The 14025-nt window shown below is 41.7% G+C and carries 12 protein-coding genes; 6 read left to right on the top strand and 6 right to left on the bottom strand.

The window, feature by feature from the left end; genetic code table 11:
- Positions 1–4 precede the first annotated feature (4 nt).
- Both ACFX4X_RS07685 and ACFX4X_RS07680 read right to left on the bottom strand, forming a co-directional pair.
- Positions 5–670: an amino acid ABC transporter permease gene (locus ACFX4X_RS07685; protein ID WP_061465866.1), complete on the bottom strand. Its 666-nt coding sequence runs from the start codon at positions 668–670 to the stop codon at positions 5–7.
- Between the two features lie 26 nt (positions 671–696).
- On the bottom strand, positions 697–1476 hold the full coding sequence (locus ACFX4X_RS07680; protein WP_061465865.1) for a transporter substrate-binding domain-containing protein: 780 nt from the start codon (positions 1474–1476) through the stop codon (positions 697–699).
- Positions 1477–1984: 508 nt separating this feature from the next.
- Here ACFX4X_RS07680 and purU point away from each other — a divergent pair.
- A complete protein-coding gene (gene purU / locus ACFX4X_RS07675; RefSeq protein WP_061465863.1) occupies positions 1985–2887 on the top strand; it encodes a formyltetrahydrofolate deformylase in 903 nt (300 codons plus the stop codon).
- A gap of 60 nt (positions 2888–2947) precedes the next feature.
- Here purU and ACFX4X_RS07670 read toward each other — a convergent pair whose 3' ends face one another.
- From ACFX4X_RS07670 to ACFX4X_RS07660, 3 genes are all read right to left on the bottom strand, one after another.
- A complete protein-coding gene (locus tag ACFX4X_RS07670) occupies positions 2948–3607 on the bottom strand; it encodes an SIMPL domain-containing protein (protein ID WP_125159941.1) in 660 nt (219 codons plus the stop codon).
- 187 nt (positions 3608–3794) lie between these two features.
- Entirely contained in the window at positions 3795–3989 is a 195-nt protein-coding gene (locus ACFX4X_RS07665; RefSeq protein ID WP_061465859.1) for a YwbE family protein, read from the bottom strand.
- Between the two features lie 103 nt (positions 3990–4092).
- A complete protein-coding gene (locus ACFX4X_RS07660) occupies positions 4093–5613 on the bottom strand; it encodes an FAD-dependent oxidoreductase (protein WP_317778034.1) in 1521 nt (506 codons plus the stop codon).
- 1220 nt (positions 5614–6833) lie between these two features.
- Between ACFX4X_RS07660 and ACFX4X_RS07655 the strand changes: the two genes are divergently transcribed.
- Both ACFX4X_RS07655 and ACFX4X_RS07650 read left to right on the top strand, forming a co-directional pair.
- Positions 6834–8027, top strand: coding sequence for a ParM/StbA family protein (locus ACFX4X_RS07655; RefSeq protein ID WP_284469144.1), 1194 nt, complete (start codon positions 6834–6836; stop codon positions 8025–8027).
- Between the two features lie 8 nt (positions 8028–8035).
- A complete protein-coding gene (locus tag ACFX4X_RS07650) occupies positions 8036–8575 on the top strand; it encodes a hypothetical protein (protein WP_061465853.1) in 540 nt (179 codons plus the stop codon).
- Between the two features lie 97 nt (positions 8576–8672).
- On the opposite strand, the gene ACFX4X_RS07645 is transcribed toward ACFX4X_RS07650, so the two are convergent.
- Positions 8673–9965 (bottom strand): NCS2 family permease, encoded by a 1293-nt coding sequence (locus ACFX4X_RS07645; RefSeq protein WP_377382760.1) that lies wholly within the window; start codon positions 9963–9965, stop codon positions 8673–8675.
- A 305-nt stretch (positions 9966–10270) separates the two neighbouring features.
- On the opposite strand from ACFX4X_RS07645, the gene ACFX4X_RS07640 reads away from it, so the two are divergent.
- The 3 genes from ACFX4X_RS07640 to ACFX4X_RS07630 are packed head-to-tail and all read left to right on the top strand — an operon-like array spanning position 10271 to position 13969.
- The gene (locus ACFX4X_RS07640; protein WP_377382759.1) at positions 10271–11824 is read left to right on the top strand and encodes a DEAD/DEAH box helicase; all 1554 of its coding nucleotides are present in this window, start codon (positions 10271–10273) and stop codon (positions 11822–11824) included.
- 15 nt (positions 11825–11839) lie between these two features.
- Complete coding sequence (locus tag ACFX4X_RS07635; RefSeq protein WP_377382757.1) at positions 11840–12748, top strand: phosphotransferase; 909 nt, start codon at positions 11840–11842, stop codon at positions 12746–12748.
- Between the two features lie 33 nt (positions 12749–12781).
- Positions 12782–13969, top strand: coding sequence for a class I SAM-dependent methyltransferase (locus ACFX4X_RS07630; RefSeq protein ID WP_377382755.1), 1188 nt, complete (start codon positions 12782–12784; stop codon positions 13967–13969).
- Positions 13970–14025 lie beyond the last annotated feature (56 nt).

The following is a 14025-nucleotide window of genomic DNA, read 5'->3' as shown; positions in this document are numbered from 1 at the left end:
CCCCCTATCGATCACTAATGGACAGTTTCTTTTCGAATAAATTGACGATAATGGTCAGGAATGCCACTAGAATCAAGTAGTAGACCGCTACAATCAATAAATAAGTCATTTCATCGAAATTGTTGGAACCTAACGTAGTGGCTACGTTAAACAGCTCATTCATGGATATGAAGGCTGCCAGTGATGAATCCTTCAGACCGATGATGAATTGGTTGCCTAGCGGCGGCAATGCACGACGGAAGGCTTGAGGTAAGATGATTCTTCTTAATGTGAGCGAATTGCTCATGCCAAGGGAGCGTCCGGCTTCCATTTGGCCTTTGTCGATGGATTGGATCGTACCACGTAAAATTTCAGAGATATAAGCTCCATTATGGAAGGCCAGGGCAAGTGACGCCGCCCAGAAGTCTGGTAGTAAGAAGAGATTGCTGATACCGAAATAGAGTATGAAAATCTGTACGATAAGCGGTGTACCCCGTACCAGGAATACATATGTATCTGAAATCCATGCAAGAATTTTTATATTTGATATTTTTAAAAGTGCAAATAACAGCCCAATGATGATTCCCACCAATATGGAGACTACCGTCAGTTCCAATGTTAGGAGCATGGCTCGGATGAATACGTCCGAGGAGCTAAATAATGTATCAAAAAAATGTGAGAAACTTGGCAATGTAATGACTCCCTTTCTAACAATCTTTATTCAGGCTTAGTTGTGATATCCTCACCAAAGTACTTTTTACTGATTTTCGCAAGAGTTCCATCTTCCCGGAGGTTTTCAAGTGCTTCGTTGATGCGTGCAAGCAGCTGTGGGTTGTCGTTAGGCAGTACGATGGCCTGCTCGCTTCGTTCTATCAATTGTCGTCCTTTGATGTCGAAACCTTCCTTGGTCGCTTCCTTGCCGGTTACAAAGTCGGTGATGACGGCATCATGACGTCCTCCGCTCAATGCTTTCAGGGCGGTGATATCACTATCATAGGTTTTTACATTGGTTGTATACTTTTCGGCTGTGGTTGCGTAAGTGGAGCCTTTAGAAGCCGCAACTTCCTTTCCCTTTAAATCTTCGACCGTTTTAATATCGCTATCTGAGCGGACGAAAATTTGAGGACCTGAGTAGTAATAAGGGGTGGAGAAGGCAACATGTTTACTTCGTTGTTCATTAATTGTATGACTGGCAACCGCGGCATCTGCCCGACCGGTTTTGACACCTTCTACTATACCTTTGAATTTTATCCGTTTAGGTACTGGCTCTAGGCCGAGTTCTTTGGCTATTGCATCGCCAACTTCAATATCGAATCCTGTTACGGTCATGTCATCATTGACATAACTGAATGGCTTGAATTCGCCTGAGGCAGCGAATACAAACTGTTCCTTATTGATCAGCTTACTCCCATCCTCTAGCTGGTCTTTTTCAGCACAGCCGGACAGAAGACCAAGAATAACCAGAATGGATAGCATGAATGTAACTGATGATTTCATGATAATTTCATTTCCCCCTTTGAAAAAACTAATAGAATGGTCTATACCCTTATGAGGTAGTGAAATAACCTCATTCACTAGGGAAAATAAAACTGAAATAAAAAAGGGTGCCCAGATCATGCTGACATTTCATTCATGAATCCCTTCACTATGCACTTCTTAAAGGTTCTCGGCCATTGCCTTCATTTCCTCCTAAATTACCGGTAATTTCCTGAAAAAATGACAATAATTATTTAATAGGGTAAGAGATTTCGACTAGATTCAACTCTAGAAATGAATATAAAAATGAATATAAAACAATTCAGGATGATGGTTTAATCTCTATCGAAAGAGAAAAATGGTTGAAAACCGCATCTATTGAAATGAAAGGAAATGAATTAAAACTGTGGGGATAACGAAAAAAGCTTCGTATTGTCTGCCAACAAAATCCTGAATTTGTTGACTGACTTTAATTTTGCCTATGAAGTGAAGTATAATATAGCAAAATAGAAGAAGGGCAGTTGGGAAAATGGTAAGCAACTTTGTGCAAGATCAATTACAGGAATTTCGCGAAAAAAATCAAGATAGAGGCCGCTTAATTATAAAATGTCCGGACCAGCCAGGAATTGTTTCAACAGTTACAGCCTTTCTTAAAGAATATGATGCAAATATTGTTGAATTGAGCCAGTATTCGATGAATCCTGAGGGCGGTACCTTTTTCACCAGGATTGAATTCGATTGTCCAGGATTAAAGGATAAGGCAAAGGATATGCAACTTGCATTTCAGGAAGTTTCGACAACATTTTCAATGCAATGGACATTTAACCATGTGAGTGATTTGAAGAGGACGGCAATCTTCGTTTCCAAGGAACCGCATTGTCTTCTGGAATTGCTATGGGAATGGCAAAGCGGGGATTTATTAGCTGATATTGCGCTAGTCATAAGTAATCATGAAGATACCAGGCAAATTGTCGAATCGATGGGCATCCCTTTTTATTATATTCCTGCAAATAAGGATATACGTAAGGAAGTTGAGACAAAACAGCTTGGACTTTTGGAAGAGTTCAATGTGGACCTAATTGTATTAGCTAGGTATATGCAGATATTGACGCCGGATTTCGTAGCTGCCCATCCAAACAAAATCATCAATATACATCATTCATTTTTACCTGCCTTCATTGGTGCCCGGCCTTATGAAAGAGCTTATGATAGAGGTGTTAAGCTAATTGGGGCGACTTCCCATTATGTGACGAATGATTTGGATGAAGGTCCAATCATCGAGCAGGATATTGAACGTGTGGACCATCGCGATTCAGCAGGGGATATGAAGAAAATCGGTCGTTCAGCTGAACGCAGAGTGCTGGCCCGTGCAGTTAAATGGCATTTGGAGGACCGCGTCCTCGTTCATGAAAATAAAACGGTAGTCTTTTAAAGTGAAGATCCCCCTTGGTTTGCCAAGGGGGTTTTTAGCATGGATTGGATAATGAAATGTTTAATACGTGTACACCACCCTGACTGAGGCGGTGATATTCAATTCTCCAGGCTGGATCGGGGTGGATGCCATTTTTGAAAAGGTGCTCGTTTGGAAAAGGATTGGCGTCGTGGTTTCTGATACTTCGTCAACTTGATTAGGGATTGGATTCAATGAGATTCCTATTGTTCGAGCCATGGAGAGTGCCTTTTCGTATGCCTTTTTTAAAGCGAGCGAAAGTGCCCGGTTATAATATGCTTCTGGATTGGATAAGGAAAAGCGGATGCTTGTGATCGAATTGGCACCGCTTCTGACTGCCGTGTCGATAATGCTGCCTATTTTTTCGATGTCTGTCGTTTGGGCTTGGATCATGTGCTGGACTTTATAGTTCTTGAACAATTCCTTTCCGTCGATATAATCATATTGTGGATCGATTCTATAATCACTCGTTTTCAATTGCTCTTCGGGTATGCCAGCGGATTTAAGTGATGCGATGACATTCGCGATTGCTTGGGAATTGGCCTGCTGGGCCTTTTGCGGGTCCTTATCCTCTGTTATGACTCCAAGGGTGATTATGGCTTGATCCGGGGCAGCTTGAAGCGTCTCTGAGCCGGAAACTCTTAATGTATGTTCATCATTGCGGTAATAATCCCTATCGGGGGCATTATATTCTTGATTCATGTTGACACCAGCCTTTTTAATGAGATCTCAACCCTATTGTACGAAGTATGAACGGGAAACATGATTGAAATATCTCCATCTTTATCGATACCGTCGAAAAACCCATAAAAAATTTCTATAATATCTTCAAGAATATCTTCAAGCTTAAGATATACAAAAAAAACACTCGGCATGGACCGAGTGCGCTTTACTTATGAATGACTTGAACCCTGCCAACCTGGCCATCAGTCAATCTTACTTTAATTCCATGAGGGTGACTGCTGGAGTTGGTTAAAATATCCTTTACAGTTCCGCTTGTCAGTTTTCCGCTGCGTTGATCTGCTTTAAGTATAATGTCCACTGAGGCACCAGGGGTAATGTCTTTCCGATTTTTACCGTTCATGTTCAATTCAATCCTTTTCAGAGTTATTTGCAATCATTCAATCATGCATAACTTCAGTATAAGGAAAACGGCGAACCCAGTCGACTATTACTAACATTGTCCATTAGCGTATTTTTTTCAATGGTTCGACGGCAGGACCATTTAATACTTCCCCGGTTATAGAGTAACGGGAGGAATGGCATGGGCAGTCCCAGGTACGGTCGCCACTGTTCCATGCAACCTCACACCCCATATGGGTACATGTGGAATCGACAATATGCAGCTGACCATCATGATCTCGGTAGCACCCAGCCTTGTCTCCATTGACCTTCACGATTGCCCCTTCATCAATGCCTAAGTCTTCTGGCGTTTTAAGAATGGTGGCCAATTTGCCTTTTATCAAATGTTTCGCTACATCAGCATTAACTTGAACTATATTCTTCAAGCCTTTTAAACGGGAAGGGGCATACAATTCTGCATACCGGTTATCCCTTTGCAAAATATGGTCAGTCAAGATTTTAGCGGCAATCGATCCATTCGTCATACCCCATTTTGCATAACCCGTTGCAATTAGAACGTTTTGATGATTGGATGTCACTGGACCGACGAAGGGGATATTATCCGGTGACATAATATCTTGTGCCGACCAGCGATATGGAATATCCGTAACATCGAAATATTGGGAACTGAAGTCCTTTAAGGCCTCATAATGCTCGATAGTCGAGATTCCCTGGCCTGTTTTATGGCCTTCCCCGCCGACAAGTATAAGTTTTTCCCCATTTTCCAATTCCGTATAGCGAAGGGATCGGGTAGGGTTGTCTGCACTGTAATACATCCCACCTGGATATTCCTGATCAGTCTTAATTCCAAGTACATAGGACCTTTTTACATAAACACGGGCAAAGTATAAGCCCGTTTCATCATTGAAAGGGAAGTGGGAGGCAACGATTACCTGATTGCTTTTGATTGTATATCCAGTATCGGTTTGAACGGTCGGTGGGTCGCCGTCTTCAATCTTCATGGCCGTTGTCCGTTCATAGATTGTCCCTCCAGCTTCAAGAATCTTGGAGATGAGGGCAGTTAAATATTTTAACGGATGGAACTGAGCTTGATCTTTCATTATCACTGCAGCTTTACAAGGAATGGAGAAAGGGATACTCTCTGCATAATCCCCCCGAATGCCAAGCTTTTGATAGGCTTTCAGTTCATTTTGGACTTTGCTTTTATATTCATCGGTGTTCGCGTAAACATAGGCATCTTGTGCAGTCAAATTACATTCAATGGAATGTTCTTCTACCAAGTCTTTGATTAATTTCATTCCATCTGCATTCGCTTCATAATAGAGTTTGGCCTTCTCTTCTCCATGTTCGGTGATCAACTGGTCGTAAATCAGGCCATGCTGGGCTGTTATTTTTGCTGTAGTGTGTCCGGTTGTTCCAGTAAGGATTTCGCCTGCCTCAATCAGTGTGACTTTAATGCCTTGTTTAGCCAATAGATAAGCTGAAGTGATTCCAGTTATTCCGCCGCCTACTATTAAAACATCAGTGGTTATATCTTTATCTAGTTTAGAAAACGAAGGGAAAGTTAACGCACTGCGCCAATAGGGTTCCGGAAATTGAGGAAGGTTTGTATTTTTATCAGTCATTTGAATACCTCCATACAGTTCATTAGTGAATCGTCCATTTATTACCATACCCAAATCCGCTATTTATACCCCTGTTTTTTGTAAGAGAAAGATTCAGAAAAATACATTATTTGGTTTGTTTACAAATTAGTATACATGTAAACAAAAATAGTTTTGTTGTACACAAATATGTATTCATGTTTACAATCATGTACACATGGCTATATATAAGGTGTATACATATTTTTTCTATTGAAAACAAATTGAAAACAATTCGACAAATATAGCTACAACTAATGAAGGAATGACTATCGGGATAACTTTTTCAGCTTCCAGAATCGTGGGAAGGAGGGCTGTTAAATATCTTAAAGGAATGAAACTGTGCTTGGATCATAGAAGATTTACAAGCAGAAAGGCATTTCTTCTGCATAATCCCTGCGAATGGCTAGTTTCGATAGGCTTTTAGTTCTTTTTGAATTTTACTTTTATATTCATCAGTATTCGCGTGAATATAGGTATCCATTGCAGTCAAATTACATTCAATGGAATGTTCTTCTACCAAGTCTTTGATAAGCTCATTCCGTCTGCATTGGCTACATAATATAGTTTGGCTTTCTCTTCACCATGTTTTAGTGATCAAACAAATCGTAAATCAGGCCATGCTGTGGTGTGTCCCGTCCCGTTGTTCCATTAAGGATTTCGCCAGCCTCAATCAGTGTAACTTTAATACCTTGTTTAGCTGAGTAATCCCTGTAATTCCGCCGCCTGCAATTAAGACGTCAGTAGTTATATCTGTATCTAGTAAAAGAAGGGAAAGTTAACGGACTGGGCTAATAAGGTTCCTGAGTTTGGAGGTTTCTGTATTTTTCTCAATCATTTGAATACCTCTGTACAGTTCATTAGTGAATCGCCCATTTATTACCACAACCAAATTCACTATTTATACGCTTATTTTTGTAGGGGGAATGATCAATTAAAAATACAATATAAGGTTTGTGTACAAAAACGTATACGTGTAAACAAAAAAGATGCATCGTGTACAATTACGTATACCTGTGTGCAAATGCGTACACATAGCTATATATATGGTGTATACATATTTGTTCCTATTGTAAACAATTTGAAAACAATTCGACAAATCTAGCTATTACTAATGAAGGATTGACTATCGTGGAAACCTTTTCTATCCTTAAAGGGAATGGTTCACTATTTTTTTTCTATAAAAAAGGGGATGTTTTTAGATGAGTTCTAGAATCGCAGCAGTAGACGTAGGAAATGATGCTATCAAAGCTATTTTTGGAAAGCTAGAGTCTGAACTATATATACCAAATGTCATTGCAAAAGACATAGAGGACCGTCCGGTCATTGGGATTGAGGAACTTAATGAAAAAAACCCATTGGAAGGGATTCATATTAGGGTCCATTCACCGGCTCTGCAAGACAATAATGCGATTTATCGCGTTGGGAACTTGGCGACAAAAAGTGATAATCCTACAGAACTGGATTTAGGAAGCAGTAAATCGGAAGAAGATCAAACATTAGTCATGCTTTTTGCGGCTCTTGCATTAGACGCTGCCAAGTTGGGGGACAACGATACATTCAAAAAAGTGAATAATGTTGTGGAAGCCAACTATACGCTTGGAACAGGGTTGCCACTTCGGGAGGTTAAAGAAGGGAAAGACGTCGGGTACCGCTCGAAATTACTTGGTTCAGTCCACCAGGTGGAATTTTTAATTACTCCTAAATACCAAGGCATGAAGGTTAATATCAAATTCGATGAAGTGAAAGTCTATCCAGAAGGCTTCGCTGCATACATAAATTTGGTCATGGATAAAGATTTGAATATCATTAACCGTGAATTAATAGATAGAAGAATACTCATTCAGGATATCGGTGGATTATCGACAGATATCGCGGTCATTAAAAACCGTAAAGTTGACGATGACAAAGCTCAAGGATTCAATTTGGGAGTAGCTGAAGCCCTTGAATCGATTCGTGAAGAAATCAGGAAGAAACATGGTGTCGAGCTGGATAGCAGACGCGACGTCGTTGAAATCATCACGAAGAAAAATGATCGCAATCATATTATGGTTCGCGGAAGCCGGACTAGTGTCCATGATATCGTTGACCGTATTTTGGGAGAACTGGCCAAAAAGCAATATCGCCACCTGCGCAATGTATGGCAAAAAAATTCCCAAACGGAAATCTGCTATTTCGTAGGCGGGGGATCAATTGTCCTGAAAGATTACTTGAAAACATTGAATCAAAATTTCGATGGCTACAATATAGACTTTTTCGAAGATGAGCGGGAAAGCGTTTGGATGATGGCAAACGCCTATTATAAATTGATTTCGGATTTTAAACGCCGGAATGCAAAGGAACAGAATCAGTCCCAGCAAAAGAAGAAAGAACAAAGAACGGGTTCCATTAAATAGGTGAGAGAATGAAAAAAACAGCTTCTTCTGAAATTAAAAGAGGGCAAGCCATCACTTTTCGTATCCCTTCGGATGTATCAGACTATACGTTAAGACAGCTGCAGAAATTGAAGGAAACGGAAAGAAGGAATTTTTCCAGTAAAATTGCCGAGTATGTTCTCGATGGAGTCGGGCAATCCACCCATCAGGATCGGGAAATGATTGCCCTGCCCATGCCGAACAAGCTAAGCAAATCTCAGCGTGATTGGCTCAAGCATTCCCACTCAGAAGCTATGCTTGGAACGATTATGTACAACCTTTTATCCGATCCTTTACGCGCTACGGCCTTGCTTGCCTCTTTGAACAGTAATGGATCGAATGAGGAATATATGCAAGTTGAGCTTGAAGAAAAGGAAGTGGAGGGGGTCAAGGAAGACTTGCCTAAGAGAGATCTGGATGATTTTGATTGGAGTTTGGAAGAACCCGAACAACAAGTGGAAGAACCCGAACAAGAAGAGGAAAATCTTGATGATCTCCTGGGTGATTTTCTTGATCAAATGAACCAGTAATATATAGGAGGATATCTGACGAAAAGTTGGATATCCTTCTTTTTATTGGAGAGCTGGTTAAAAAAAGAGGAACCACAGGGGGTTCCTCTTGAAATGATCAAGCTAGGAAAATCAGTTGATAGAGGAATAGAATAGCAAACACGTACACGAACGGATGCACTTCACGGAACTTGCCTCTAGCCATTTTTAAAATGGGATAGGCGATGAATCCAAGTGCTATCCCGTTTGCGATGCTTGACGTTAACGGCATGGCGACAATGACCAAAAAGGCTGGGAATGACTCATCAAAGTGTGTCCAGTCAATTTCATTAATGCTTTTGATCATCATACTACCCACGATGATCAAGCTTGGTGCCGTGATTGCCGCTACATTTGAAACAGCCCCTATCAGTGGACTGAAGAAGGCAGTTATTAAGAAAAGGATGGCCACAACTAACGCGGTTAAGCCTGTCTTGCCGCCTGCTCCTACCCCAGCTGAAGATTCAACTGAGGCTGCGGTCGGGCTTGTACCGAACATGGCACCAACGGTAGTGCCGATGGAGTCTGCAAAAAAAGCACTGCCGGATTTTTCAAGCTTATTATTCTTCAACAATCCAGCTTGACGAACAATGCCTAATAAAGCACCTGTCGTATCGAATAACATCACAAGTAAAATGGAGAAGACGACGCCATAAAGCCCGTAGTTAATGACATCCGCGATAGATGTGATTGGATTGGCGACTATTATCCCTTCAGGTAATGTAGGAGTGGAAACAAGACCATCCACTTCCAATTGGCCTGTAAAGAAAGCGATTATGGCAGTCACGATCATCCCGATGAATATCGCACCCTGCACATTACGTACGATCAGCACAATCGTAATGACCAGACCAACCAATGTAAGTGCCACACTAGGGTCCCTGAAGCTTCCAAGGGTGACTAGGTTGGATTCATGCTGTGTTACGACACCTGACAAGCGAAGTCCGATAAAGGTTATGAAAAGTCCGATTCCGGCACTGATTGCATGCTTTAAGTTATTGGGGATGGCCTCAATCAATTTTGAGCGGAAAGAGGTAAGTGATAAAAGGATAAAGATGATACCGGTAACAAAGACTGCCGAAAAGGCAACTGTGTATGAGATATCATGGGCTCCCAGTACCGAGTATGCAAAATAAGCATTCAATCCCATGGCCGGTGCTATGATAATTGGGTAATTGGCTAAAAGGGCCATGCATAGGGTACCGACTATTATTGCGATTATGGTTGCTGTGAATGCCTGGTCGAAAGGAACTCCGGCATCAGAAAGGATCATTGGGTTTACAACGATGATATAAGCCAGTGTTAAAAAGGTTGTAAGCCCCGCAAGTACTTCGGTCTTAATATTTGAATTCCGTTCTTTTAATTTAAACATGCGGTCACTCCTTTTTTATATAAAAAAAATCCTTGCAAAACTCTACAAGGATAAGATGCTTACCCTTTTTCAAGTAAGCAGCTCGATAGTATGGATAATAAAACCTTATAAATTATATTAGAAAAATAACTAAAGTACAATAGCATGAAAAATTTTAAGTGACAGGTTTTCTCGAAAATAGATAATGATATACTAACAAATAGCTTAGACTAAGAAAAATGACCTTTAGTGAAGGAAGTGTACCCATTTCCTGAAGTTGGTTTACCAGTCAATAAAATGAAGAAATTCAGAAAGTAGGCAAATACATGACAAAATTCATCGACCTTGGCGTCAGCCCGGCGATTAACATGATATTAAAGCAAATAGGAATATCCAACCCCACCCCCATACAGGAGAAATCGATACCGGATATCCTTGCTGGAAGAGATGTCATCGCGAAGGCGCAGACGGGAACGGGGAAGACCTTGGCGTTTTTGCTGCCAATCCTGGAAAAAGTCGATCCTGCTGCATCCCACATACAATCCCTGATCGTCACGCCAACCAGAGAATTGGCTTTGCAAATCACAGCCGAATTGAAAAAATTCGCCAATGAAATCGAAGGACTTCAGGTGCTTGCAGTTTATGGCGGACAGGATGTCGAGCAGCAAATGAAAAAGCTGACAAGAAATATTTCTGTTGTGGTTGCCACACCAGGCAGGTTATTAGATCATTTAAGAAGGGGCACCATTGACCTTTCCCAAACTCAAACACTTGTGCTGGATGAAGCTGATCAAATGCTCCATATTGGATTTTTACCAGAAGTGGAAGAAATCATGGGTCAGCTTCCAGAGGAGCGCCAAACGTTGCTCTTTTCAGCGACGATGCCTGAACAAGTGCATCAATTGGCTAAGCGCTACATGAATAAACCATTAACCGCCGCTGTGAAGGCTGAGCAAGTAACGGTCGAGCAAATCAGACAGCTTGTCATCGAAACGACCGATCGTGCCAAACAGTCTTCATTAATTAATATAATTAAAGAAGAACAGCCATACCTGGCGATCATATTTTGCCGTACAAAACGTCGCGTTTCAGTTTTGAATGATGCCCTCAAGGCAGCTGGATTCAATTCTGAAGAACTCCATGGGGACCTTTCACAGGCAAAGCGGGAACGCGTCATGAAAAACTTCAGGGATGCCAAGCTTCAATATTTAGTGGCAACGGACGTTGCTGCACGAGGACTTGATGTAGAAGGTGTGACACATGTATTCAATTATGATGTTCCCGAGGACGCTGAAAGTTACATCCATCGAATTGGCCGTACAGGACGAGCGGGTGAAAATGGCTTGGCTGTAACCTTCATTGCCACGAAGGATCTTCAGCTTTTAAGCGATATAGAAAAAGGGATCTCCATGAAAATCGAAAGAAAGACGATTGAAGGAGTGAAAATGTTCCAACCTGATGAGGTGGGACAAAAAAAGAAACGTTATGATGATAATGCTGAAGTGGGTACCCGCCGACCGCATTCAGGAGGGGGAAGGCGCCATCGGGAACGGATAGATACGAGAGGACCGAATCGAGGCAGTCACCGTTCTGTAAATCAAGCGGACAATCGTGAAATCGAGAGGGAGAAACCACGGGGAGGCCGGATGGAAAACAGCCGCGGACCTAAACGTGAGGATTCACGGGGAGGCCGGATGGAAAACAGCCGCGGACCTAAACGTGAGGATTCGCGGGGAGGCCGATCGGAAGACAGCCGTGGACCAAAGCGTGACAATCCACGAGGAGATCAAAGAGACAGCCGTAGAGCAAACAGTGCACAAGGGCCAAGTAATCTTAGGGGTGGATCAGGCAGCAGCCCCAATAGAGGGAGAAACCGGTAAAAGGGGGAGACTGGAGTGGAAAAGCCTTGGTTGGCAGAATATCCAGTTTCGTTGGAGCTTGCAGGAAAATTAATCATGCTGCAGTTTCCGGAAATTGAGTTGAAAGAGATCAAGCAGCTTGGGGAGGGGTTCGATAATACGGTCATACAAATCAATGGGCAATTTGTATTCCGTTTCCCTCGCCGCCCTATTGCAGTTACGTTGATTCAGTTGGAAAATCAGCTTTTGCCTTCAATTGCAGGGACTTTTCCGCTTGATATCCCTGAACCAATCTTTTTTGGGAAACCAAGTACACTATATCCTTATCCTTTTACCGGTTATAAAATGGTAAAGGGACACTTGCCTGTAGAAGGAACAAAAGCAAAGAAGTCTGAATCGGCAAAAAGATTTGCCCATTTTTTGAAAGTTGTTCACCTTTTCCCTGTAGAAAGGGCTAAGCATTTAGGTGTACAGCCTGATGGGATGATGAGGCTTGATGTATCCTATCGCAAGAAGTCGCTAATGGAAAATGTCTCAAATCTAATAAAGCTAGGATACTTTGAACAAGCTGATGCGGTTAAAGATTTTGTTGGAGGGCTAGGCGAGTTGGGTGCTCCGCAACCGAGTTCACTCGTTCATGGAGACATTCATATCCGAAATGTTTTACTTGATGACGAAGGCGTTCTTACAGGTATCATTGATTGGGGAGATGTGCATATCGGAAACCCTGCCATTGATTTATCCTTTTTATATAGTTATTTCCCAAGAGAAGCGCGCCGAGGCTTTTTTGAAATCTATGGTGAAATCGAAAAAGAAACGGAGAGCTTAGCCAGGTTCAGAGCAATATATATGCTTGTTACATTACTCGTTTATGGCATTGATCGCCATGATGAAGAGCTGATAGCCATTACGAGTATCGGTTTGAAATTTGCTATAGAAGAATAATTGTAATGCTCTTTTGATGTCTAGGAGGTTCATATGAAGGCAAGTTATTATCATACAATCACATTAATGGGGAACATGTTGGAACAAGCTAATATTCCTTATCAATATACAGGTCAACCTGCTCTGTTCGTGCAAGGAGTGGATATTGATAATTATGAGAACATCGTCATTGATGTACAATGGGATCTTTTTGATGAGGCATTAGATCTTTTTTCCGAATACTCCCCGACAAAGCCTGAAAAAAGTCCTGAGACTGCCTCTTTTCAAATGGATGTCGAGGGGATTTCTGTCACTGTCCACTGCAGGTTTAACACGACCATTAAAACTGACCCTTATCGTTTGTCTATAAAGATGGGGGATATGGAGGTATGGTGCAGGTCGTTGTACAGTTATTTATACGATGAAGAAATGAGAAGGTACAGTGCCGAGATTCATGCTTACTTATTTGCCGAGCAGAAAGGGTTCACAGCGGAAAATGAACAGGCGTGGAACCAGAATAATTACTTAGCGCTTGTCAATCGTTATGGAAATCCTGCGGAACTGGCATCGAAAATCAAGCAAAACCCAAAATGGAGACTGCACCCTTTTTATAAATATATGGGGGACATATCCGGTAAAAAAATTACTCATTTGATGGGGTCGAACGGTGTCAAAGCAGTTGCGATGGCCATATTGGGAGCCACAGTGAAAGTTGTTGATTTTTCCCAGGAAAACGCAACGTTTGCAAATGAGCTGGCAAATGGGTCCGATGTCTCCATCGAGTATATTGTTTCCGATGTGCTTTCATTACCATCGGAACATGAATCAGGGAATCAGGATTTGATCTTAATGGAGCTTGGCGTGCTTCACTATTTAATCGATCTCCAGCCGTTATTTGAAAAAATTAAATCGATGTTGAAACCCGGAGGCCGATTCGTACTGCATGAATTTCACCCGATTTCAACAAAGCTCATTACTTCGAATGGCAAAAAGCATAAGATAACAGGAAACTATTTTGCACCGGCAATCGAAAATAATGAGGTCGCTTTTTCCAAGCATATGCCGGATGAGGAAAAAGGGAGCCTTTCAAGAGTTGTACAGCGTAAATGGACAATCGGGGAACTTATAACGTCAATAGGTCAATCAGGGCTTGTTATTAAAGTACTCGAGGAAGAACCGAATCATAAAATCCACGATATTGGACTTCCGAAAACATATACATTGGTGGCGGAACGAGTTTAAGCTGCTGTTAAGGAAATAATGCTGACTGAATGAGTCTTTTCAGTCAGCTTTTTATT

It is taken from the genome of Peribacillus sp. YIM B13481, from assembly GCF_042787985.1.
Lineage (GTDB): Bacteria > Bacillota > Bacilli > Bacillales > DSM-1321 > Peribacillus > Peribacillus simplex_A.
The sequence above is the reverse complement of the archived record's forward strand: the minus strand, read 5'-3'. Positions and strand labels throughout refer to the sequence as shown.